A 21,744-nucleotide genomic window follows, 5' to 3' on the forward strand; every position below is an offset into this window, starting at 1 on the left:
GGTCCCGCGCGGGGCGGCCCCGTCCGGGGCCGCTGCCGGAGCGCTGCCGGGGCCCTCTGAGAGACTGGGCGCGATGACAGAGACAGCACACCCGGGGACCGCGCCGCTGCGCGCCCGCGCCGAGATCGATCTGGCCGCCCTGCGCGCCAACGTGCGGGCCTTGCGCGCCCACGCGCCGACCGCGGCGCTGATGGCCGTGGTCAAGTCCGACGCGTACGGCCACGGCGCGGTCCCGTGCGCCCGCGCGGCCCGTGCGGCGGGCGCCACCTGGCTCGGCACGGCCACCCCGGAGGAGGCGCTCGCGCTGCGCGCCGCCGGCATCCCGGGTCGCATCATGTGCTGGCTGTGGACCCCGGGCGGCCCCTGGGCGGAGGCGATCGAGGCCGACCTCGACGTGTCGGTCGGCGGTCTGTGGGCGCTGCGCGAGGTCACCGCCGCCGCCGAGGCGGTCGGCACGCCCGCCCGGGTGCAGCTGAAGGCCGACACCGGGCTGGGCCGCGGCGGCTGCCAGCCCGACGACTGGGCGGAGCTGGTCACCGCGGCCCGTGCCGCCGAGGCCCGCGGGCTCGTCACCGTCACCGGCCTGTGGTCGCACCTCGCCTGCGCCGACGAACCGGGACACCCCTCGATCCAGGCGCAGCTCGCCCTGTTCCGCGAGATGGTGGCCCACGCCGAGCGGCAGGGCGTGCGGCCCGAGGTGCGGCACATCGCCAACTCGCCGGCGACGCTGACGCTCCCGGAGAGCCACTTCGACCTGGTGCGGACCGGCATCGCGGTCTACGGGATCTCGCCGAGCCCCGAGGTCGGCACCCCGGGCGACTTCGGGCTGCGGCCGGTGATGACGCTGAGCGCCTCGCTGGCCCTCGTCAAGCACGCCCCGGCCGGGCACGGCGTGAGCTACGGCCACCACTACCTCACCCCCGGTGCCACGACCCTCGGCCTGGTCCCCGTCGGCTACGCGGACGGCATCCCGCGGCACGCCTCCGGCACCGGCCCGGTGCTGGTCGCGGGCAAGTGGCGGACGGTCGCGGGCCGGGTGGCCATGGACCAGTTCGTCGTCGACCTCGGCGGTGACGAGCCGGAGCCGGGCGCGCGGGCGGTCCTGTTCGGCCCGGGCGACCAGGGGGAACCGACGGTGGAGGACTGGGCCCGGGCCGCGGGCACGATCGGGTACGAGATCGTCACGCGCATCGGAACCCGCGTTCCCCGTGTCCACGTGAAGGTGAACGAGGAACAAGTGGGGTAGCACCCCGGGGGACCGCACGGTGTGCGGGCGCGCGGCGGGCGGAAACCCTCGCCGCGCGGGCCGCGTGCGCGCGACGGGGAGCCGGGCCGGAGGGCTCGCGGACGCGTGCCGACGGCCGGAACGGGCCGACAGCCGGAACGAGGAGGAGCGGGACGTGAGCGAGAGCAGCGCGGAGGCCGTCGTGAGCGCGGTCTCGGCCGCCGCCTCCGCCGGTACCTGGCGGAGGGCCGGGGTGGCGGGCGCCGCGATAGGCGTGGTCGCGGCGGGGGCCGCGGCCGGGGTCGCGATAGAGCGGCTGACGGTCGGCCGCGGCATGCGCAGGAAGGCCCGCCTCGCCCTCGACTCGGCCGGCCCGTACGGAACGCTGCGCGGCACTCCGGGCAAGGCGTTCGCGGAGGACGGCACCGAGCTGTACTACGAGGTCGACGAGGCCGAGCCGGAGGCGCCCCTCGGGTCGCGCCGGCGCCGGCTCTTCGGCCGGAAGGCGCCCGCCCCCGTCACCGTCGTCTTCAGCCACGGCTACTGCCTGAACCAGGACTCCTGGCACTTCCAGCGCGCCGCGCTGCGCGGGGTGGTCCGCACGGTGCACTGGGACCAGCGCAGCCACGGGCGCTCCGGGCGGGGCGCCGCGCAGCTGGGGGACGGCGCGCCGGTCACCATCGACCAGCTCGGCGGCGACCTGAAGGCCGTGATCGACGCGGCCGTGCCCGAGGGCCCGGTCGTGCTCGTCGGGCACTCCATGGGCGGGATGACGGTGATGGCGCTGGCCGACCGCTTCCCCGAGCTGGTCCGGGACCGGGTGGTCGGCGTCGCCCTGGTCGGCACGTCGTCGGGACGGCTCGGCGAGGTCAACTTCGGCCTGCCCGTCGCGGGCGTCAACGCGGTCCGGCGGGTGCTCCCCGGCGTGCTGAAGGCGCTCGGGCAGCAGGCCGACCTGGTGGAGCGCGGACGGCGGGCCACCGCCGACCTGTTCGCCGGGGTCATCAAGCGCTACTCGTTCGCCGGCCGGGACGTCGACCCGGCCATCGAGCGATTCGCCGAACGGATGATCGAGAGCACCCCGATCGACGTGGTCGCGGAGTTCTACCCGGCGTTCACCGACCACGACAAGACGGCCGCGCTCGCCCACTTCGGCGGTCTGCCCGTCCTGGTGCTCGCGGGGGTGAAGGACCTGGTGACGCCGAGCGAGCACAGCGAGGCCATCGCCGACCTGCTGCCCGACGCGGAACTGGTCCTCGTCCCGGACGCGGGCCACCTCGTCATGCTGGAGCATCCCGAGGTCGTCACGGACCGCCTCGCGGACCTCCTGATGCGCGCGGGAGCCGTTCCGGCAGGAGCTACGGTGGGTGGCTATGGAAGCACCAGCAGCAGCGCACGACCCGGCTGAGCCCACGCCGGCCGCGGCCGGCGCGCGGATCACCGTCACCTCCCCCGAGCAGATGCAGGATCTGGGCCGCTCGCTGGCCGCGCTGCTGCGCGCCGGCGACCTCGTGATGCTGAACGGCGAACTGGGCGCGGGCAAGACTACGCTGACCCGTGGCCTCGGCGAGGGGCTCGGGGTACGCGGCGCGGTCACCTCCCCGACGTTCGTCATCGCCCGGGTGCACCCCTCCCTGGTGGACGGGCCGCCCCTGGTGCACGTGGACGCCTACCGCCTCGGCGGCGGTCTCGACGAGATGGAGGACCTCGATCTCGACGTCTCGCTCTCCGACTCCGTGATCGTCGTGGAGTGGGGCGAGGGCAAGGTCGAGGAGCTGACCGACGACCGGCTGCACGTGGTCGTCCACCGGGCCGTCGGCGACACCACCGACGAGGTGCGGCACGTGACGCTGACCGGCCTCGGCGCCCGCTGGACCGGTGTGCGCCTGGACGCTCTCGCGGGCTGACCGGTCTGAACGGGCCGATCCGGCCGAGCGTGCCTACCGGGCCGATCCGGCCGATCCGGCCGACCGGGCTCACGGGCGGGCCGGGTGCGGGGTGAGGGCCCACCGGGCGTCCCGGCCGGCCCACCCGTCCCGCGCGCACCGGCCGGGCGGCCGCCGTACCGTCCGACGGGTGGGTCGTTCGGCCGACTGTCCGACAGCGTGTCGGCAAGATATTGCGTTCCGCGTCCCGGCCGTGGTCACATGGACTCCCGTGCGTGGTTAGGTCTACCTAACCACGTTGCCCCCGAAGCCCCAGGAGGCGTCCATGTCGGCTTCAGAGTCGGCCGCAGTGCCGGCCCCGGACCCCGACGTTCCGGTGGCGCCGCGCGAGGCGGCCGGGGTGTCGATGCGGGACCTGCTGGCGTCCTGCGCCGCGGCGGAGGCCGTCTCCCGGCCGCCCCGCGCCCCGCTGGCCGATCCGCGCGCGGACGGCCGGACGCGCCGCGCGGCCTGAGGCCGCCGTGCCCTTCGCTCGCCCGCCGGGGCGGGACCGGGAGCCGCCGGCGGGCCGGGTCGTCACCCGGCCGGCGGGCCGGGCCCCTACTTGACGACGACGACCTTCTCGCCCACGGTCGCGAACTCCCACATCGCGTCCGCGTCGGCGCGCGAGGTCCGGATGCCGCCCAGCTTCTTGCCCGGGTCGGGTGAGCCGGTCGAGCCGTCGACCGCGGCGCTGAACCCGACCGCCACGCCGTCGACGAGCGTGAACCGCACGAGGTGCTCGATCCGCACGCCGTCGGAGCCGGTGATGGCTCCCGCCCGGGTCGTCACGGCGTAGGTGTCCGGGGCCGGGTCGACCGTGCCGGGGGTGACCTTGAAGGTGCGCCGCACCTTGCCGTCCGCGCCGACCAGCCACACCCGGTCGTCGTCGGTCGAGTAGACGACCCGCTCGCCGCTGCCGGACCGGGCGGGCAGCGCGGCCGGGTTCTTCTTGTCCCGGGGCGTCTTGGAGGCGGTGGTCTTGGGCGTGGCGCTCGCACGCGGCTTGCCCAGGGTGTCCGGAACACTCGCGGACGCCTGATAGGCGAGGAAGCCGACTGCGGCGATCGCCGCCACCGTGAGCCCGGCCACGAATCCCGAGCTGCTCCTAGCCACCGTGTGTGCCCACCTCTCGACCTTCGTACGTCTTTGCTGTGACGGTAGCAGCAGAGGGACGGGACTCCCGGGCGGCCGTGCGTCCGGCTCGGGCGCCGTAGGCTGTTTGCGTGCTCTTGCTCGCTCTGGATACCGCCACCCCCGCCGTCACCGTCGCCCTGCACGACGGAACCTCCGTCGTCGCCTCGTCGAGCCAGGTGGACGCGCGACGGCACGGGGAACTGCTGCTGCCGGCCGTCGACCGGGTGCTCGCCGAGGCCGGTCTGCGGCTGGACGCCGTCACCGGCGTCGTCGTGGGCGCCGGCCCCGGCCCCTACACCGGGCTGCGGGTCGGCCTCATGACCGCCGACACCCTCGGACTCGCCCTCGGCGTGCCCGTGCACGGCCTGTGCACCCTCGACGGGCTCGCGTACGCGGCCGACGTGGAGGGCCCCTTCGCCGTCGCCACGGACGCCCGCCGCAAGGAGGTCTACTGGGCCCGCTACGCCGACCCCCGCACCCGGGTGTCGGAGCCGGCCGTGGACCGCCCCGCCGAGATCGCCGCCTCGCTCGCCGGGCTGCCCGTGGTCGGCGCGGGCGCCCTCCTCTATCCCGACGCCTTCCCGGACGCGCGCCCGCCCGAGCACGTCTCGGCCGCCGCGCTCGCCGCGCTGGCCGTGGAACGGCTGGCCGCCGGCGCGGAGCTCCCGCCGCCCCGGCCGCTGTACCTGCGCCGCCCGGACGCGCAGGTGCCGAAGAACTACAAGGTGGTCACCCCCAAGTGACCGCCGAACTGCGCGAGATGCGCTGGTGGGACATCGATCCCGTCCTGGAGCTGGAGAAGGAGCTGTTCCCCGTCGACGCCTGGTCCCGGGGGATGTTCTGGTCCGAGCTGGCCCACGCCCGCGGTCCGCAGGCCACCCGCCGCTACGTGGTGGCCTGCGACGGCGACCGCCTGGTCGGGTACGCCGGGCTCGCCGCCTCCGGCGACCTCGGCGACGTGCAGACCATCGCGGTCCGCCGCGACCAGTGGGGCACCGGTCTCGGCGGGCGGCTGCTCACCGAGCTGCTCCAGGCGGCGACGGCGTTCGACTGCGCCGAAGTGATGCTGGAGTGCCGGGTGGACAACGTGCGCGCGCAGAAGCTCTACGAGCGCTTCGGCTTCGAGCCCATCGGCTTCCGGCGCGGCTACTACCAGCCGGGGAACGTGGACGCGCTGGTGATGCGGCGGCACGACCCCTCCACCTCCGTACAAGGAACAGAGACCCATGGCTGACGAACCTCTCGTCCTCGGCATCGAGACCTCCTGCGACGAGACCGGTGTGGGTGTCGTCCGCGGCACCACGCTGCTCGCGGACGCGATCGCGTCGAGCGTCGACGAGCACGCCCGCTTCGGCGGCGTCGTGCCCGAGGTCGCCTCCCGCGCCCACCTGGAGGCGATGGTGCCGACCATCGAGCGGGCGCTGAAGGAGGCCGGGGTCACCGCCCGGGACCTGGACGGCATCGCCGTCACCGCCGGGCCGGGGCTGGCCGGCGCGCTGCTCGTGGGGGTCTCGGCGGCCAAGACGTACGCCTACGCGCTCGGCAAGCCGCTGTACGGCGTCAACCACCTGGCCTCCCACATCTGCGTGGACCAGCTGGAGCACGGCGCGCTGCCCGAGCCGACGATGGCCCTGCTGGTGTCCGGCGGGCACTCCTCGCTGCTGCTGTCCACCGACATCACCTCCGACGTCCGGCCGATGGGCGCGACCATCGACGACGCGGCGGGCGAGGCCTTCGACAAGATCGCACGCGTGCTGGACCTGGGCTTCCCCGGCGGCCCGGTCATCGACCGGTACGCGAAGGAGGGCGACCCGACGGCGATCGCGTTCCCGCGCGGTCTGACCGGACCGCGCGACCCGGCGTACGACTTCTCCTTCTCCGGTCTGAAGACGGCCGTCGCCCGCTGGATCGAGGCGAAGCGGGCGGCGGGGGAGGACGTGCCGGTGCGCGACGTCGCCGCGTCCTTCCAGGAGGCCGTGGTGGACGTGCTCACCCGCAAGGCCGTGCGGGCCTGCAAGGACGAGGGCGTCGACCACCTGATGATCGGCGGCGGGGTGGCCGCCAACTCGCGGCTGCGCGTCCTCGCCCAGGAGCGCTGCGAGGCCGCCGGCATCCGGCTGCGGGTGCCGCGCCCGAAGCTGTGCACCGACAACGGCGCGATGGTGGCCGCGCTCGGCGCGGAGATGGTGGCGCGCAACCGGGCCGCCTCGGACTGGGGCCTGTCCGCGGACTCGTCCCTGCCGGTGACCGACCCGCACGTGCCCGGCCGCGGTCACGCGCACCCGCACGAGCACGTGCACGAGGTCGCGAAGGAGAACCTCTACTCGTGACCGTCGCGCTGATGTGGGAGGCCCGCGCCGTCGCCGGGCGCGGCGAGGACCTGCTGGCCTGGGTGCGGCGGCAGCCGACGGAGGGGGAGCCGGTCCGGCGCGAGATCCTGCGCGCGCCCGCCGACCGGGTGCTCGTCATCACCTGGTGGGACGCCCCCTACGACGCGGATCTGCCCGAGCTGCCCGAGCCGGAAGGCGATCTGGTGACCCGGGCGGTGCACCGGTGGCGCTTCGAGTCGGTCCCGCAGGACGGGACGGCGGGCTGATCGGAGGGCGGGCGGGACACCGCCGGCGGCGCGGGGCGGACGGCTGCCCCGGGCCGCCCCGCACGGCCCTCCACCGCCCCCGCCCTCCACCGCCCTCCACCGGCTCCGGGTCAGTCCTCCGTCCGGACCTCGCAGCGCAGCCGGCGGTCCGCGCCCAGCACGCGTCGCGGTCCCGTCAGGGTCAGCCGCGCGGTGTACCGGGTCTGCGCGCTCGACGCCCCCAGCCGCAGCTCCAGCGCGCCCGGCTCGACCACGCGCTCGCCCGCGCGGTCGGTGAGGGCCGACAGGTCCGCGTGGAAGCCGAAGACGACCCGGCGGGACGCGCCGGGTGCCAGGTCCAGCCGCCGGTAGCCGATCAGCCGGACGTCCGGACGGGTCACCGAGGCCACCGGATCGTGCAGATAGAGCTGGACGACCTCGCTGCCGTGCCGGTCCCCGGTGTTGCGGACGGTGAGCGCCACCTCGTACGCGCCGTCCGTCGCGATCTCGGCGTCCGGTCCCCGGAAGTCCTCCCAGGCGAACGTCGTGTACGAGCGGCCGTGGCCGAAGGCGTGCAGCGGTGTCGGGTCCAGGTTGCTGACCTCGCTTGCGAGGCCGAGCGGAGGCTGGAGGTAGGTCCAGGGCTGGCCGCCGGGCAGCCGCGGCACGCTGACGGGCAGGCGGCCCGAGGGGTTGACGCGTCCCGACAGGACACCGGCCACCGCCGGACCGCCCTCCTCGCCGGGGAAGAACGCCTGCACCACCGCGCCCAGCCGGCCGTCCCAGCGGCCGAGCGCGTAGGGGCGGCCGGTCAGCAGGACCAGCACCACCGGGACCCCGGTGGCGGCGAGCGCGTCCAGCAGGTCGCCCTGGACGCCGGGCAGCCGCAGGTCGGAGGCGTCGCAGCCCTCGCCGGACGTGCCCCGGCCGAACAGTCCGGCGCGGTCGCCGAGGACGGCCACGCACACGTCGGCCTCGGACGCCCGCGCCACCGCCTCCGCGAAGCCGGCGGGGTCGGGGTCGGTGACGTCGCAGCCCCGCGCGAACGTCACCTTGGAGTCCGGCAGTTCGGCGCGCAGGGCGTCGAGGACCGTGGGGATCTCCAGGCCCGTCGGCACGTCCGCGTGGTGCGTGAGGACGTGCGAGGGGAAGGAGTAGCAGCCGAGCATGGCCAGCGGGTCCGCCGCGCGGGGCCCGACGACCGCGACACGGGTCTGCGGGGCCAGCGGCAGCACGCCGGACGGGTTGTCCAGCAGGACCACGGAGGCCTCCGCGAGGCGTGCGGCCAGGTCCCGGTTGCCGGGCGAGTCCAGGTCCACCGGGCCGTCGGGCTCCGGCCGCCAGTCCTCGTCCAGCAGGCCCAGTGCGCACTTCTGCGCCAGCACGCGGCGGGCCGCCCGGTCGATCAGCGACTCCGGGACGCTTCCCCGCCGTACGGCGTCCACCAGCGGCTGCCCATAGCAGTTCACCGTCGGCAGTTCCACGTCGATGCCCGCCTCCAGCGCCGCGTGGGCCGCCTCGGCCGGGGTGCCCGCCACCCGGTGCAGGGTGCGCAGGAAGTCCACGCCGAAGTAGTCGGCGACCACGGTGCCGGTGAACCCCCAGCGCTCCCGCAGCAGTTCGGTGAGCAGCCGGGCGTCCGCCGACGCCGGGACGCCGTCCGTCTCGTTGTACGCGGCCATCACCGAGCGGGCGCCGCCCTCGCGGACCGCCATCTCGAACGGCGGGAGCGTGACGTCCGCGAACTCCCGAACGCCGGCCCGCACCGGGGCCAGGTTCCGCGCCCCCGCCGAGGACGCGTACCCGGCGAAGTGCTTCAGCGTGGCGACGATCCCCGCCGACTCCAGGCCCCGGACGTAGGCCGTGCCGATCGTGCCGACGAGGTGGGGGTCCTCGCCGATCGTCTCCTCGACGCGGCCCCAGCGCAGGTCGCGGACGACGTCGAGGACCGGCGCCAGGCCCTGGTGCACCCCGACCGAGCGCAGGTCGGCGCCGATGCGCGCGCCCAGTTCCTCGACCAGTTCCGGGGCGAAGGTGGCCCCCCAGGCGAGCGGGACGGGGTAGGCCGTCGCCCGCCAGGCGGTGAAGCCGGCGAGGCACTCCTCGTGGGCGACGGCCGGGATGCCGAAGCGGCCGGCCGCGGCGATCGCCCGCTGGGCGCGGGCCAGCGCCCTCGCCCCGACCTCCGGGTCCACCGGGGCGGTGCCGAAGGAGCGGGTGAGCTGGCCGAGCCCGAGGGTGATCAGCTCGTCCCAGTCGTGGTCGGCGGTCATCTCGTGCTGGAGCGGGGCGACTCCGCCGCCGTCCGTGGCCGCGCCCACCCACACCCCGTACAGCTGGGCGGTCTTCTCCTCCAGGGTCATCCGGGAGAGCAGGTCGTCGACGCGGGCTGCCGCGCTCTGCGAGGGGTCGCGCCAGGGGGCGGTGGTCATGTGACTCCTGTCGGTGAGGTGGGGTCCGGCCGGCCCCCGGTCGTACGCGGTCACTTGCCGCCCACGCCCATGAGGCCGCCGACCAGGGCGCGGCGGGCCACCAGGTACACGACGAAGATCGGTACGCCGGAGAGGACCACGGAGGCCAGCAGCGCGGGGATGTCCACGCCGAACTCGCTCACGTAGGTGAACAGGCCGAGGGTCAGGACGCGCGGGCCGTCGGACTGGGTGAAGATCAGCGGGAAGAGGAGGCCGTTCCATGCCTGGAGGGCGGAGTAGACGACGACGGTCCCGATGCCGCCCCGGGCGAGCGGCACGGCCAGCCGGAACAGCATCCGGGTGGTGGAGGCGCCGTCGAGTTCCATCGCCTCGTACAGCTCCTCGGAGATGTCCCGCAGGGTGCCGGTGAGGATCAGGACCGACACCGGCATCGCGAAGGCGGCCGTCGGGAGGATGATCGCGAGCAGGCTGTCGTACAGGTCGAGCTTGGCGATCATCAGGTAGAGCGGGACGACGACGGCCTGCGCCGGGATCGCGACGCCCAGCAGGAAGAGCCGGAAGGCGGCCCCCGACCAGATGCCGCGGGTGCGCACGGCGACGTAGGCCAGAGGCACGCACAGGGCCAGGACGATTCCCACGACCCCGGCGGCCACCAGCACGGTGTTCCACAGCAGGTGGCCGAAGCCGTTGTGCAGGACGGTGGAGTAGTTGTCGAGGGTCGGGTGGGCGGGCGGTGTCAGGGCGTTGTGGCCGAGCGCCTCGCTCTGGTGGGTGAGCGAGGCCGAGATCATCGCGTAGACCGGGACGACCACGACGGCCAGCCAGACCACGGAGCCCACGCCGGCGAGCGGGTTGGCGCGGCCGGGCCGCCGCCCGCGGCGGCGCGCGGCGGGGCCGGGGCCCGGGGCCGGGTCCGTCGTCACCGGGCGGCGCAGGGTGGCGTGTGCCATGGCGTCACATCCCTTCCCGGGTGCTGCGCATCGCGCCGAAGCCGGACAGCCGCACCATGAGCAGGGACAGCGCGGTCGCGGCGACCACGAGGAACGAGGCGACGGCGCTGGCGTAGCCGAAGTCGTAGCTCTTGAAGCCCGCCTGGTACATCAGGTACGGCAGGATGGCCGTGTCGGTGCCGGGGCCGCCCTGGGTGAGGATCAGGACGGTCTCGAAGTACGTGAGCGAGCCGACGACCATCAGCACCCCGGAGGTGGTGGCGGTGTTGCGCAGCTGCGGCAGGGTGATGGAGCGGAACTGCCGCAGCCGCCCGGCGCCGTCGACGGCCGCCGCCTGGTAGAGCACCTCGGGGATCTGCCGCGCGCCGCCCTGGTAGATGAGCGTGTGGAACGGGATGAACTGCCAGCCGCCGACGAACACGAGGGCGAGGAACGCGCCGTCGGTCGTGCCCAGGGTGTCCGCGTGGATGATGCCGAAGTTCGGGTCCAGCAGGGCGTAGAACAGCAGGGATATCGCCGTGGACGACAGCAGGAAGGGCGTGAAGAACACCGCCGAGAGGATCGCGCGGTTGCGCTGTCCGCCCGCGGCCCACACCCCCAGCAGCAGGGAGCACACCGTCTGGAACACCCAACTCGCCACCGTCAGCGCGACGGTGACCGTGAGGGACTGGGTGAGCCGGTCGTCGGTGACCAGCTTGCGCCAGTTCGCGAGGCCCACCGGCTGCGGGTCCCCCAGGCCGTTCCACCGCGTGAACGAGAGGTAGAAGGCCAGCGCCATCGGCGCGAGGGCGAAGAACGCGAAGAACAGCACGCCCGGCAGGGCCAGGACGGGGCTCGGGCGGCCCACCCTGCCGCGCGCGGTGGCGCGGGGGCGGCCCGTGGCGCGGGGGCCGCCCGTGAGGTGCGTGCGGCTCACTTCAGCCCCTGGAGGGCCGCGACGAACCGCTCCGGCGAGGACTTGCCCACGAACAGCTTGTCGACCTCGGTGAGCATCGGGGTCGACACGTCCGGGGCGACGGCCTGGTCCCAGCTCAGCGTGAACGCCGGGGCCTCCCGGACCATGCGGTACTGGAAGTCGGCGAACTCCGGGTTGGGCGAGGCGCTCAGCAGGCTCGCGGCGTTCGCGGTGGCCGGCACGTCGCCGTTGGCGATGAGCTCCTTGGTGTAGGCGGTGGAGGCGCTGTCGCGCAGGAAGGCGATCGCCGCGTCCTTGTTGGCGGTCCCGGCGTTCACCGACCAGTAGTTGGTGGGGTTGCCGACCACGTTGCGGATGTCGCCCGCGCCGCCCTCGATCGTCGGGAAGGCGCACCAGCCGAGGTTCTTCCGGGCGAAGTCGGGGAACTTGCCGAGCTGCGTGGAGTACTCCCACGAGCCCATCAGGTGCATCGCCGCCCGGCCCTTGGCGAAGACGGCGGGCGCGCCGCCGTTCCCGTAGCCCACCGAGCTGTAGCCGGTGCCGAAGGCGCCGTCGTCGACGAGTTCCCGGACGGTGCGGGCGGCCTTGAGGACGGCGGGGTCGCCCCAGCCCGCGGCGTCACCGTTCTTGATCTTCTCGAAGACGCCGGGTCCGCCGATCCGGTCGACCAGGTACTCCAGCCACATCAGCTCGGGCCAGATGTCCGAGCCGCCCAGGGCGAAGGGGGTGATCCCCGCCTTCTTCAGCCTGGCGTTGATGTCGAGCAGCTGGTCCCAGGTGGTCGGCGGCCGGAGCTTGTGCTCCGCGAAGACGGTCTTGTTGTAGAAGAGGATCACGGGCTGCATGCCCCGCATCGGGACGCCGTACTTCCTGCCGTCCAGCCCGCCCGCGCTGAGGACGGCGGGGAGGAAGCCGTCCTTGAGGACGGGGTCGGAGGCGATGACGTCGGTGAGGTCGACGAGCCGGCCGGCGTCCTTGTACGCCTTGATCGAGCCGCCGCCCCAGTTGAAGAACACGTCGGGGGCGTTGGGCGAACCCATCGCGGTGCGCAGTTTCGCCGGGTAGTCGGTGGGGGGCAGCTTCTGGAGTTTCACGGTGCCCCCGGTCTTCCGCGCGGCGGCCGACGCGTTGAACCGGCTGACGGACTTGACCTGGATCTTCGCCGCGTCGTCGCCGTAGACGAACGCGGTGAGCGTGTCGCCTCCGCCGCCCGAGCCGCTGCCGGATCCGCAGGCGGTGAGCCCGCCGACGGAGGCCAGGGCGGTCGCGCCCGCGCCGAGGAACCAACGTCTGCTGTGCGACGACTCCATGGGTCGGCACCTCTCGGTCTGCGCGCGGGCCTGCGACAGGCCGACGCGAATGTTTCGACTGGATGAGCGAATGTTCCGGGAACGTAGGGCGATCCCGAGGGTTCGTCAAGGGGTCGCGCAGGGATACGATCGCGGGCATGAAGCCTGGGAATTCCGCGGAGGCACGGACCGCGACGCTCGCCGAGATCGCCCGGGAGGCCGGTGTCTCGGCTCCGACTGTTTCGAAGGTGCTCAACGGCCGCGCCGACGTCGCTCCCGCGACCCGCACCCGGGTCGAGGAGCTGCTGCGCGGCCACGGATACCGGCGGCGCGGGGGAGAGGCGGGCCGCTCCCCCCTCATCGACCTGGTCTTCCACGAGCTGGAGAGCGCCTGGGCGATGGAGGTCATCCGCGGGGTGGAGAACGTCGCGCGGGACGAGGGGCTGAGCGTGGTGCTCTCCGAGAGCGCCGGCCGGCTGACCCCCGGCCGGACCTGGGCCGACCAGGTCGCGGCCCGCCGCCCGCACGGGGTGATCCTCGTGCTGTCCGGGCTCGACGAGGCCGGGCGGGCCCTGCTGACCAGCAGGTCCGTGCCGTTCGTGGTGATGGACCCGGCCGGCGACCCCGGGGACGACGTGCCGTCCATCGGTGCCACCAACTGGCAGGGCGGGCTGGCCGCGACCCGCCATCTGATCGAACTCGGCCACACCAGGATCGGCGCGATCACCGGCCCTTCGCGGATGATGTGCAGCCGCGCCCGGATCGACGGCTACCGCGCGGCGCTGGAGACCGCGGGGCTGCCCGTCGCTCCGGAGCTGATCCGTCCCGGGACCTTCCACCACGAGAGCGGCCACCGGGCCGGTCTCGACCTGCTGCGCCTGCCCGACCGGCCGACGGCCGTCTTCGCCGGCAACGACCTCCAGGCGCTCGGGCTCTACGAGGCGGCCCGCGAGCTCGGGCTGCGCGTCCCCGAGGACCTGAGCGTCGTCGGCTTCGACGACCTTCCGGTGGCGCGCTGGGTGGGGCCGCCGCTGACGACCGTGCGGCAGCCGCTGACGGAGATGGCCGAGGCGGCGGCGAAACTGGTGCTCGAACTGGGGCGACAGGAGCGGCCCGCGGCCGGCACGCGGATGGAGCTGGCGACCCGGCTCGTGGTCCGCAGCAGCACGGCGGCGCCCCCCCGCGTGACCGGCCCCGCCCCCGGTACCGGGGGCGGGCGCGGGCGGTCGAACCCGGAGGGGTAGGAGGGGGCGCTCAGCGTGGACGAGTCGCGGGCGAATGAGGAGGCGTCGCGTCCTGCGGTGCGACGACGTGGGCGCGAGCCGGGCGGGACCCGGTCCCCACCGCTTCAAGGTCTCCTTCAACGACGCCGAACCGGCGATCGTGCAGGAGGCAGCCGACCGAGAGAACCAGGCACTCGCGTCATGGGTCGGTCAGGCCTCGCTGGTCGTCGCCACGGAACAGGTGGTGCCCGTCTCGGCGGATTATGGGCATCCCGGCCGGGGTGCATACCAGGAACAGGCGCAGGCCCCAGAAGAACCGGCTGTGGCTGGCGCAGTACCCGTATCCGGCCCATCCGGCCATGTCCGACCGCTTCACGGTCGAACGCGAGCGACCGCATTCCACCGGCGTGGAGTCGACGATCCAGTGGTTGTCGAACCAGAAGTCCGTGTCGGCGGCCAGGAGACGTATGGTCTTCTTGACCAGCGGCAACGCGGCCCTCAGCCGCTTGTTCCAGCCCGGCTGCTTGGGCACGTACGGGAACATCTCACCCAAGCGGGAGTCGACGAACCGCAGCCACCGCGACTCCGAAGTGAAGCCCAGCAGCGCCTGCGCGACGGCGAGGCAGACGAGCTCGGAGTCTGTCAGCTGCGGCGGTCGGCCCAGCCATCGGGTGCCTCCTATCGCGTCGTCGATCTTCACGTACAGTGCGGTCAGCAGGGCATCCAGGTTGTTCGTCACACATTCCCAGACACCGTCAGCATTCGAATGTCAACGAGAGCCGCACCGCCAGTTCGGTCGGCGACCGTTCCAGCATTCGTGACAGGGTGAACGAATGGCGACGAACCGCGGGCACTCACTCGATCTCCACCCCACCGGATTCAAACCGTGGTCGGACACCACCCCGGCCCACAGAGATCTCCTCGCGGCGAAAGCGCTCGTCTACGACCCCTCCGGGTTCACCTGCTCGCAGCCGGCCCCAGAAACCGAGAGTGCCGCATACGCCGCCCACGCCTTCACTCTTGACGGACTCGCCATCCGATTCCGCGCAGCCAAGACGACCCCGACCAAGGTCGGCCAGTTCGTCACCGTATGGAAGAGGTCCCCGGGCGGGCCCATCCAGCCTTTCGACGCCACCGACCCCGTCGACCTCTTCGTCGTCAGCACCCGCGACCGTCATCACTTCGGCCAGTTCATCTTTCCTATGGACGCGCTCTGCCAACACGGTGTCGCATCAGCGGACGGCTCCGGTGGGAAACGAGCCTTCCGCGTCTACCCGCCCTGGGTGACCACCACCAACCGCCAAGCCGGCACTGCGCAGGCGTGGCAACTGGACTACTTCCTGCACCTGCCCCAGGACCGACCCATCGATTCAGCCCGCGCCCAAGAGCTGTACCACCCATAGGACGCACACGTAGGCGGCGGCCGCGTCGTCGGTGTCGTCGTCGGGGCCGGTCATGGGGCGCTCTCTGGTCGCGGGTCGGGGCCGGCGGCCTGGGGGTGGAAGGCGGCCTCCCACTCGGGGTGGTGCCGCCATCGGCTGTGGGCGACGAGCCGGAGAATCCAGCCGACGGTGTCCACACGGCCGACGAAGGCCGCGGGTACGTGGCCGGCGCAGGCATTGCGCCAGCCGGGGAGGATGTCGAGGACCCACATCAGCGCGGCGCGCTCCTCACTGCAGGCGACAATCTCGACCTCGCACATCCGGGCGGTGAGGAAGGCCCCCAGGCGCAGGTCGCGGGCGCGTTCCCAGGCGGCGTGGGCGGAGGTGTGGCGCCTCTCCTGTGCCGGGTCGGGGCGGTCGTGGTCCTCGGCACTCACCGGGAGTCCACCATCCGGTATTCGGCGGCGATGACGCGCGCCTTGCCGTGGGGGGCGAGGACGGCGAGGCCCTGGTTCTGGAACTCGTCGGTGATCACGGCCCGGCTGGTCGAGTCGTAGATGGACTCCCGGTCGCCGGGGTTGATGTTGTAGGCGCCCCGGTAGGCGGGCTTGAGGAGCGTCTCCTCGGTGTAGGAGCTGGGGAAGGCGGCGAGGACGCCGCCGTCGGCCAGGCGCAGCGCGTAGGTGGCCGGGTGCGCGGGTGTCTTGGCGAAGTATTGGGTGGTGCTGGAGGCGGACATCGCGGGCGCGGTGGCACTGCTGCACGCCGGCAGGGCCAGCAGGGCGGCACCGACGGCGAGGGCGGCCATCGGGCGCCGCAGGGCGGGGGAGAGGGGGCGGCCGGTCATGCGTGATCCTCCTGGATCGGGTGGCGGGCGTGGTCGGTCGACGAGTGGGGGGTGCGCAGGGCGGCGGCGAAGGCCTGTCCGGCGGCGGCCGCGGCCTTCACCGGGGCGCGGGGGTGGGCGTGCATGTGGCGGATGACGGCGGAGCCCACCGCCACCAGGTCGGCCCAGCGGGCGGCGGCGCGGGCCTGGTCGGGCGTGGAGATCCCGATGCCTGCCGCGATCGGCAGGTCCGTCAGGCTCCGCAGGCGGCTGATCAGGTGCGGCAGGGTGGCGCTGATCGACGGGCCGTTGCCGGTGATGCCGTCGGTGGCGGGCGCGTAGATCATGCTGGTGGCCATGGCCGTGATCCGGGCCAGTCGCTCGGGTGTGGTGCGTGAGGAGACGAGCGGGATCGCCGCGAGGCCGGCGGCGCGCGCGGCCTCCAGCCAGTCCCGCGACTCCTCCAGCGGCAGGTCGGGCAGGAGGACGCCGGAGATCCCGGCGGCCGCGGCCCGCGCGGCGAACCGGGCGGGCCCGTAGGCGTGGACGGGCTGCCAGTACGACGTGACCACCAGCGCGGCCGCCGACGTCGCAGACAGCTCCCGCGCCGCCTCGAACAGATGCCGCATCCGGAATCCTGCGGCGAGCGCGGTCCGGGAGGCGTCCTGGATGGTGGGGCCGTCCAGGACGCCCGGGTGCGGGATGCCCAGCTCGATCACGTCGGCGGACTGCGCGAGCAGGTGCAGCGCTTCCCGGCCGGTCGCCTGGTCGGGATAGCCGACAGGCAGGTAGACCGCGAGCGCCGACCGGGCCTGTGCCCTGGCCTGCTCGATTGTGCGGGCCAGGTGGGCCCCGACAGGCTCGGGGGCAGGCCACCACGGCAGCGCCACGACCGGTGCCGTGGTGGCGGGCGCCTTCACCGCTGCACCCCGTACAGGCCGCGGCCTTCGAGGGCCCGGATCGCCTGGTGGTCGGCGTTGATGGCGTCGGCGCTGTCCGAGGCCAGGGTCAGCCGGCCGGGCGAGGTGAGCAGGTCGACGGTGCGGGTGATGGGCGCGCCGGGGGTGAGCGCACCGACGTGTCCGGTCACCGTGGGCAGGGCCAGCAGCTCGGCCAGCAGTGCCTCATCGAGGGCGCCGTCCTGTGGGGCGATCAGGGAGACCTTGGTGACTAAGCGCGGCGGGCGCCGTGCGTCGGCGTGCAGGGTGGGCCGCCCGGTCAGGGCCGCGAAGACGGCGTCACGGACGTGGTCGCTGTCGGTGGCCTCCCGCATCGCGGCCACGTCGTAGGAGCCCTCCGGGCGGGCACCGGTCTCGATGAGGACCGCGCCGCGCCGCGGCACCCACATCACCTCGGTGTGCGCGGGCCCGGTCCGCACCCCGAGTGCGTCGAGGACGCGCGCGGTGTAGAGGGCGAGCTGGCGCGGGATCAGCCGGGAGGGCTGGAGCAGGTCGAGGCGGTCGCAGAGCAGGCCGGTGCGGTGATCGGCCCAGACTTCGGTGAAGGCGTGGCGGGGGACACCGCTGCCCGGGGCGGGCGCGGACACGGAGTTGACGACGTACTGCTGCCCGACGAGCCGCTCCTGGACGACCAGCTCGTCGTTGGGGCCGCCGAGTGCGTTGGGCACCTGGTGCAGTCGCCCCCAGGCGGCCCGGAGGTCGGCAGGGCCGGAGCAGAATGCCACCCCGTCACTGCCGCCGGAGTCGGCCGGCTTGAGGACGAACTCCCCGCCGGGCTGCCGCTCCGCCCAGTCCAGGGCCTCGCCGAGACGGTCGGTGCGCAGGCTGCGCGGTGCGTCCAGACCGGCGTGGCGCAGCGCTTCGGCCATGGCGCCCTTGTTCCGGCGCAGCTCCGAGGTCCGCGGGTCGTTGCCGGGCAGGCCGAGCCGGTGGGCGAGGATCTCGGCGAGGGGGACACCGATCTCCGTCCCCGCGAGGATCGCACTCACCTCCAGCTCGCGCAGCGCCCGCGCGGTGCGCTGCATGTCGCCGTCGTGCACGACGACGTCGCGGTAGCCGACCGGGTCCAGGGCGCCCCGGTACATCGCGGGCAGCAGCGCGTCGGAGAGGGTGACGGCGACGCAGTCCCATCCGCGGTCGGTGACCTCGGCCCGGTAGTGGCTGCCGGTGCCGAACGGCGCGACGACGGCGGCGACCCCTCGGGTGGGGCGGGCCGTGGATGTGGTGGCGGTGTCGAGCGCGGACACGGTCATGGAAACCTCCAGGGGATGGGAACGGGCAGGAGAAGGCGGGCGGGTGGTCAGCGGACGCAGGTGGTGGTCCGAGGCGGCACGGCGGGGGCGGGCCGCCCGGGCACGGCCGTCGCCACGCCTGCCTGCCGGGCGGAGTCGGTCGGGAAGTGCGTCACCTCGTCCGCCCGGCTCACCTCGTCGGTCAGGCCGGAGCGGGCGAAATGCGCGGAGGCCTCGGCGTGCGGGTTTCGTCCGCGGCGCGAGCGATGGGCAGGGTCGACGGATGGCTCCTTCCGGGAGGGGGACGGTGGTGGCGGCGCGCGGCAGCGGGGCCATCGGCGGGCCCGGCACGATCACCCCGCACGGCCGCAGGTGTCGCCGCCGCGGCGATGCCCGGCCGCGGCCGGGCATCGGAAGCCCGCCGGAGTCGGGTCAGACCTGGAACGTGTGCGCCGCACTGCACTTCACGGGCCGGGCCGACCCCTTCTGCACACAGACCCTGATCCGCTTGGTCGCCCCTTCGGAGAGGGTCGGCCGCGTCGAGGTGCACGAGCCGTCGTTGAAGCGGTCGGTGGCAACCGAGGCCCACGTGCCGGTCGCCCGTGTGATCTGGACGACCGCCTTGTAGCCGTCCGTGGCGATGTCGCAGGCCGTCACCCGCTGGGAGACGTGGTGGTAGAAGCCGGAGGCGCCGCCGCCGGTGGAGTACCACCAGCCCGAGCTGGCCGATGCGGGAGCGGACAGTGCGGCAGCGACGAGGGCTCCGCCGACCAGGGCGGGCATGGAGCGCTGAGTGAAGCGTGTGAAGGACATCGACAACTCCGGTCGGTCAGTGCGTGGGAGAGAGGGAGGGCTGCGGCGAGCGGGGGCCGCGCAGCAGCAGACCCAGCGGAAGGCACACCACGGCGCCCAGGACGACGCAGGCGAAGGTGGTGTCACCGACGAGCCCCGGCCCGCCGTGCGTGAGCGGCCACCCGGCCAGAACAGGCGCGCAGATGATCGCGGTGGTCAGCGTCGTGCCCCAGATACCGGTGCAGAGGCCACGGGCGTGCGGCGGCGCGATCCGGTCGAGTACGGCCGTCGCCGCGACGAACGCGACGATTTCTCCGGACACGGCTCGTCCTTGCGTCAAGGGGGAAGCCACGACATCCAGGGCCCGGCGCGGGCTCTGGATGTCGTGATGGAGGCCGTTCGGGGTGCCGCCGGAGGAACACGGCGGCACCCCGCGGGGCCGAGGGCCGCAGGCTTGTGGCAGAGCCCGGGCGCGAAGCCGGTGAACGGCATGCTCGGCCGGAGGGGCCTGGTCAGGCGGGAGGCAGGTTCCCCTGACCAAGCGGCGGGAAGGCGTCAGGGTCGGCGCGGCGGGCGCCCGGGACGCCCCGTGGCCGTAGCGGCGGGTCGCTGCGCGGCGGTCCGTGTCCGGTGTCGCGGCGCGTGGTGCAGACTACGGGGGGAATCGGGCACAGCTTCCTCCTACGAGGTGCTGGGGCGCTCCGACGCAGGCCGCACAGCTGGTACTTGTCCCTCTGAGGCAGGTACGCGGTGGCCTATTCTGTCCGGCGGCGTGCTCGAACACGCCGCCTGAGCACCCCAGGGCGAATGGTGATCTCTGGTGGTGCGCTGCTCGCGGCGGTCGTCTCCTGCGTCAACAGGAGGCGACCGCCGTTCCTCGTGCCGACCCCACTCCGCGTAGCCCGGGCCCGTGGTGCCGTCTGCGTCAACAGACGGACCGGCGGCTGAGTTGGTACAGGCGCCCGCGGCGTGGCGTCAGTTGATCGTCAGGCTGCCTGCACGGTCTCTCGGGGCCGGATGCGCCGTGGCGAGGCGCCGAGCGGAGGCCTTCCGCTCGGCGCTCCCCGACCCTCCGACCGGGCCGGTGCTCCCCCGGGGCGTCGGTGCTGCGCCCGTGGCCGCCGCCTTGTGCGGGCGTTAACGACGTCCATGTCTCCCCCTGTGCTGGACCCGCGGGGCGCGCCGTTCCGCACGTCGGGCTGTGCGGAGGCCGCCTGTCGCGGCGTGGATCTGGCGGACCGTTCGGTCCGACAGATGACCATATTGTCAGTTGGCTTCGACTGTGCGCCATTGGCGCCGGCCGATGGTGCGGACTCAAGCTACTCGATCAGACACCAGGTCTCACAAGCAGATTCGTGCCTCTGGTCGCCGTCCAAGCGCACTCGGCTACGGAACTTCGCCATCGAGCCCCGTATGCCATACGCCCGGTTTACGACGTTCAGTCGTTTATCTGTAAGTGACCAGTTGGTCTGTTCAGGTCGCGCCAAGTCTGGGACTCTCGTCGCTGGAACGTCAAGCGCAAGGGGGGTGGAGGTGGCCCGGCGGGTTGGTTCCGCCTCGTCGGTCACGAAAGGCGTCCTGTCGGCCACCATGTCGACCGTGTCTGGCTTTGTCGGCTGTCTGGAAGGCAGGGGTGCCGACGTCCGAACCGGTGCCGTCGTCGCGAGAAACGGAGAGCGCGTGAGGGGAACCCGGCGCACCGTGCGCCCGAGCGCTCCGCAGGGTTGCCTCGGGGGGAGCTGCTCTCGGCGCACGGGGAGTGCTGTGCCTGCGGCGGTCTCGCCGTGCCCGGCCTGATGGCGCCGGGCGAGCTGAGCAAGCCGCAGGCGTGCCATGATTCCGCCTGCGGGGGAACTATCGAATGGGTGCTCAATCGGCAGAGGCTGATCCGACTCGTCCACGGGACTGGTCCGGAGTACTCATTCTGGAATATTCGGAATGAATCGCTGCAAATATGGCGCGTGATAGTTCGCCCGATACCCCGGGCGGAATGCGGAAAGGTAAGGCCAGTGCCCGAGGCGCCCAAGAAATACGAAGCTCTCTCCGGTCGGCATGGATGGTCCCCGCAGGAACTCAAGCTTATCCGGGCGGCGGGACACGAATTCGAGGAGAATGGGTACGAAGGGGCAGCCGTACGCAAGATCGTGCAGCGGGCCGGCGCAACGCAGGGTGCCTTCTACTACCACTTCGACGGCAAAAAGGATCTGGCCGCCGCGATCCTCAAGGCGACTTTCACGGTCGAGGGTCTTGTAGAGCAAGACATTCAGCTTCAGATGGTTGTCGACACCGGGATGATCCTGGCCTACAAAATTGTTCGGGACACCGCCATCCGGGCGGCGTTGAGGCTGTCCCTTACGTATAATGCGCGCGACGTCTACGGGACTCCTTGGCCCGACTGGATCAACATCAATACCGCCCAGTTGGACAAGGCCAAGGAGATGGGCGAAGTCGGGGCGGACGTCGACACCGTCGCGCAGGCCCACCAGATCTCCGGCGCTTGGTCGGGCATCGTTCTCACCCATCACGCCGTCTACGGGAACCTTGACGGCCTCGAAGGGCACGTCTCGACGATGTACCAGAACCTCATGACCGTTATCGCGCACCCGCGTATCCTGAGGAAAATCGACTTCTCGGAGTCGCGCGGGCGGGACCTTTACCAGGCATTCCTGGAGCGGCAGGCCTAGGCCCCGAACTTCCCTTCCGATTCGCGCCGAGTGCATGCCTATCGGCCGCTTTGTGGTGCCCTGAATCACTGGCGATGAGCGTGACGGGCGGGCGATGCCCGGACGTTACGTGTGGCGTGCATCTCTGTTTGCATGAAAATTCAACCGCAGGGGTATGCAGCGCTCGCCATCGGTACGTGATTTTTTGAGAAAGGGTT

Annotated in this window: 22 protein-coding genes and 1 pseudogene; 11 read left to right on the top strand and 12 right to left on the bottom strand. The window is 73.0% G+C overall.

The genetic code is table 11. The features are described 5' to 3' along the window. Positions 1 to 73: 73 nt before the first annotated feature. The 4 genes from alr (at position 74) to ACGFS9_RS16935 (ending at position 3,625) form a co-directional block, all read left to right on the top strand. Positions 74 to 1,246, top strand: a complete 1,173-nt coding sequence (gene alr / locus ACGFS9_RS16920; RefSeq protein ID WP_393253916.1) for an alanine racemase — start codon at positions 74 to 76, stop codon at positions 1,244 to 1,246. Between the two features lie 154 nt (positions 1,247 to 1,400). Then, positions 1,401 to 2,633, top strand: a complete 1,233-nt coding sequence (locus tag ACGFS9_RS16925) for an alpha/beta fold hydrolase (RefSeq protein WP_393253918.1) — start codon at positions 1,401 to 1,403, stop codon at positions 2,631 to 2,633. Beyond that, on the top strand, positions 2,599 to 3,132 hold the full coding sequence (tsaE, locus tag ACGFS9_RS16930) for a tRNA (adenosine(37)-N6)-threonylcarbamoyltransferase complex ATPase subunit type 1 TsaE (RefSeq protein ID WP_393253919.1): 534 nt from the start codon (positions 2,599 to 2,601) through the stop codon (positions 3,130 to 3,132). Before ACGFS9_RS16925 ends, tsaE begins: the two co-directional genes overlap by 35 nt. A gap of 304 nt (positions 3,133 to 3,436) precedes the next feature. Then, the gene (locus tag ACGFS9_RS16935) at positions 3,437 to 3,625 is read left to right on the top strand and encodes a hypothetical protein (RefSeq protein WP_393253921.1); all 189 of its coding nucleotides are present in this window, start codon (positions 3,437 to 3,439) and stop codon (positions 3,623 to 3,625) included. A gap of 86 nt (positions 3,626 to 3,711) precedes the next feature. On the opposite strand, the gene ACGFS9_RS16940 is transcribed toward ACGFS9_RS16935, so the two are convergent. After that, the gene (locus ACGFS9_RS16940) at positions 3,712 to 4,266 is read right to left on the bottom strand and encodes a hypothetical protein (RefSeq protein WP_393253923.1); all 555 of its coding nucleotides are present in this window, start codon (positions 4,264 to 4,266) and stop codon (positions 3,712 to 3,714) included. A 110-nt stretch (positions 4,267 to 4,376) separates the two neighbouring features. Between ACGFS9_RS16940 and tsaB the strand changes: the two genes are divergently transcribed. From tsaB to ACGFS9_RS16960, 4 genes are read left to right on the top strand one after another with little or no spacing between them, the layout of a single operon-like run. Further along, positions 4,377 to 5,030, top strand: a complete 654-nt coding sequence (gene tsaB, locus ACGFS9_RS16945; RefSeq protein WP_393253924.1) for a tRNA (adenosine(37)-N6)-threonylcarbamoyltransferase complex dimerization subunit type 1 TsaB — start codon at positions 4,377 to 4,379, stop codon at positions 5,028 to 5,030. Positions 5,031 to 5,047: 17 nt separating this feature from the next. Further along, complete coding sequence (rimI, locus tag ACGFS9_RS16950; protein ID WP_393254051.1) at positions 5,048 to 5,521, top strand: ribosomal protein S18-alanine N-acetyltransferase; 474 nt, start codon at positions 5,048 to 5,050, stop codon at positions 5,519 to 5,521. Then, positions 5,514 to 6,617: a tRNA (adenosine(37)-N6)-threonylcarbamoyltransferase complex transferase subunit TsaD gene (tsaD, locus tag ACGFS9_RS16955; protein ID WP_393253926.1), complete on the top strand. Its 1,104-nt coding sequence runs from the start codon at positions 5,514 to 5,516 to the stop codon at positions 6,615 to 6,617. The genes rimI and tsaD overlap by 8 nt, the downstream gene beginning before the upstream one ends. Beyond that, a complete protein-coding gene (locus ACGFS9_RS16960; protein WP_393253928.1) occupies positions 6,614 to 6,883 on the top strand; it encodes a hypothetical protein in 270 nt (89 codons plus the stop codon). Before tsaD ends, ACGFS9_RS16960 begins: the two co-directional genes overlap by 4 nt. 110 nt (positions 6,884 to 6,993) lie before the next feature. Here ACGFS9_RS16960 and ACGFS9_RS16965 read toward each other — a convergent pair whose 3' ends face one another. The 4 genes from ACGFS9_RS16965 to ACGFS9_RS16980 are packed head-to-tail and all read right to left on the bottom strand — an operon-like array spanning position 6,994 to position 12,470. Then, positions 6,994 to 9,294: a glycoside hydrolase family 3 N-terminal domain-containing protein gene (locus tag ACGFS9_RS16965; protein WP_393253929.1), complete on the bottom strand. Its 2,301-nt coding sequence runs from the start codon at positions 9,292 to 9,294 to the stop codon at positions 6,994 to 6,996. A gap of 50 nt (positions 9,295 to 9,344) precedes the next feature. Continuing rightward, entirely contained in the window at positions 9,345 to 10,244 is a 900-nt protein-coding gene (locus tag ACGFS9_RS16970; protein ID WP_393253930.1) for a carbohydrate ABC transporter permease, read from the bottom strand. A 4-nt stretch (positions 10,245 to 10,248) separates the two neighbouring features. Further along, positions 10,249 to 11,160: a carbohydrate ABC transporter permease gene (locus ACGFS9_RS16975; RefSeq protein WP_393253931.1), complete on the bottom strand. Its 912-nt coding sequence runs from the start codon at positions 11,158 to 11,160 to the stop codon at positions 10,249 to 10,251. After that, a complete protein-coding gene (locus ACGFS9_RS16980; RefSeq protein ID WP_393253932.1) occupies positions 11,157 to 12,470 on the bottom strand; it encodes an ABC transporter substrate-binding protein in 1,314 nt (437 codons plus the stop codon). Before ACGFS9_RS16980 ends, ACGFS9_RS16975 begins: the two co-directional genes overlap by 4 nt. A gap of 137 nt (positions 12,471 to 12,607) precedes the next feature. Between ACGFS9_RS16980 and ACGFS9_RS16985 the strand changes: the two genes are divergently transcribed. Further along, positions 12,608 to 13,693, top strand: coding sequence for a LacI family DNA-binding transcriptional regulator (locus ACGFS9_RS16985; protein WP_393253934.1), 1,086 nt, complete (start codon positions 12,608 to 12,610; stop codon positions 13,691 to 13,693). A 241-nt stretch (positions 13,694 to 13,934) separates the two neighbouring features. On the opposite strand, the pseudogene ACGFS9_RS16990 reads toward ACGFS9_RS16985, so the two are convergent. Further along, a pseudogene (locus ACGFS9_RS16990) lies at positions 13,935 to 14,411 on the bottom strand (IS982 family transposase); the annotation flags it as partial. A gap of 94 nt (positions 14,412 to 14,505) precedes the next feature. Here ACGFS9_RS16990 and ACGFS9_RS16995 point away from each other — a divergent pair. Next, positions 14,506 to 15,075, top strand: coding sequence for a MepB family protein (locus tag ACGFS9_RS16995; RefSeq protein WP_393253935.1), 570 nt, complete (start codon positions 14,506 to 14,508; stop codon positions 15,073 to 15,075). A gap of 50 nt (positions 15,076 to 15,125) precedes the next feature. Here the strand turns inward: ACGFS9_RS16995 and ACGFS9_RS17000 are convergent, their stop codons facing one another. The 6 genes from ACGFS9_RS17000 to ACGFS9_RS17025 form a co-directional block, all read right to left on the bottom strand. Further along, entirely contained in the window at positions 15,126 to 15,491 is a 366-nt protein-coding gene (locus ACGFS9_RS17000) for a hypothetical protein (protein WP_393253937.1), read from the bottom strand. Continuing rightward, positions 15,488 to 15,901, bottom strand: coding sequence for a hypothetical protein (locus tag ACGFS9_RS17005; protein ID WP_393253939.1), 414 nt, complete (start codon positions 15,899 to 15,901; stop codon positions 15,488 to 15,490). The genes ACGFS9_RS17000 and ACGFS9_RS17005 overlap by 4 nt, the downstream gene beginning before the upstream one ends. Beyond that, positions 15,898 to 16,800 carry a tryptophan synthase subunit alpha gene (gene trpA, locus ACGFS9_RS17010; protein WP_393253940.1) on the bottom strand — a complete coding sequence of 301 codons (903 nt, stop codon included), beginning with the start codon at positions 16,798 to 16,800 and terminating at the stop codon, positions 15,898 to 15,900. The genes ACGFS9_RS17005 and trpA overlap by 4 nt, the downstream gene beginning before the upstream one ends. Beyond that, the gene (locus tag ACGFS9_RS17015; RefSeq protein WP_393253942.1) at positions 16,797 to 18,092 is read right to left on the bottom strand and encodes a hypothetical protein; all 1,296 of its coding nucleotides are present in this window, start codon (positions 18,090 to 18,092) and stop codon (positions 16,797 to 16,799) included. Before ACGFS9_RS17015 ends, trpA begins: the two co-directional genes overlap by 4 nt. A 411-nt stretch (positions 18,093 to 18,503) precedes the next feature. After that, positions 18,504 to 18,884: a hypothetical protein gene (locus tag ACGFS9_RS17020; protein ID WP_393253944.1), complete on the bottom strand. Its 381-nt coding sequence runs from the start codon at positions 18,882 to 18,884 to the stop codon at positions 18,504 to 18,506. A gap of 16 nt (positions 18,885 to 18,900) precedes the next feature. Then, complete coding sequence (locus ACGFS9_RS17025) at positions 18,901 to 19,185, bottom strand: hypothetical protein (protein WP_393253945.1); 285 nt, start codon at positions 19,183 to 19,185, stop codon at positions 18,901 to 18,903. 1,687 nt (positions 19,186 to 20,872) lie between these two features. Between ACGFS9_RS17025 and ACGFS9_RS17030 the strand changes: the two genes are divergently transcribed. Continuing rightward, positions 20,873 to 21,547, top strand: a complete 675-nt coding sequence (locus tag ACGFS9_RS17030) for a TetR family transcriptional regulator (protein ID WP_393253947.1) — start codon at positions 20,873 to 20,875, stop codon at positions 21,545 to 21,547. The last annotated feature ends 197 nt before the right edge of the window (positions 21,548 to 21,744 follow it).

It is taken from the genome of Streptomyces sp. NPDC048566 (assembly GCF_043199735.1).
Lineage (GTDB): Bacteria > Actinomycetota > Actinomycetes > Streptomycetales > Streptomycetaceae > Streptomyces.